Source organism: Gilliamella sp. B14384G12 (assembly GCF_016101825.1).
GTDB classification, from domain to species: Bacteria; Pseudomonadota; Gammaproteobacteria; order Enterobacterales; family Orbaceae; genus Gilliamella; species Gilliamella apicola_N.
Genome location: NZ_JACFPU010000049.1, coordinates 1 through 416, shown reverse-complemented (window position 1 = coordinate 416; position 416 = coordinate 1). Strand labels below are relative to the sequence as shown.

General features: G+C 34.1%; 1 protein-coding gene. It reads left to right on the top strand.

What is annotated here, in order from left to right:
- Positions 1-416: DUF6708 domain-containing protein (locus tag H3S73_RS13600; RefSeq protein WP_198236990.1), on the top strand; the 416-nt coding region annotated here is incomplete at both ends.

Genomic DNA, 416 nt, shown 5'->3' with positions numbered 1-416 from the left:
GGGGTATAAACATTATCCTAAAGACTTAGCAAAATTTAAACCAGTAGATAAAGACGATGACTTAACCAATCTTCGTTTTGGTAATAATACCTTTATCGAAATAGGACGCACTGATGACCAATTTGGTCGTACTTTAGAGATGATTGTAAAACTAAGTGGATGTGGGGTGTTTATTTTCGCCCTTTATGCTGGAATACAGCTTTTTCTCGATATTAATCCTTATTATATATATAGTGATGGAGCCTTTTCCTTGGGTGTAATTATTGTTTCTTTACTTGCATTATTTTTATGTCTAATGCAATTAGCAAAAGTTATTATTTGGCCAGCCGACTACCCGGTACGTTTTAACCGTAAAACCGGCAAAGTCTATGTGTACGAGCCAATGTTAAGTAAACGACTTTATTATTTTCCTTTAA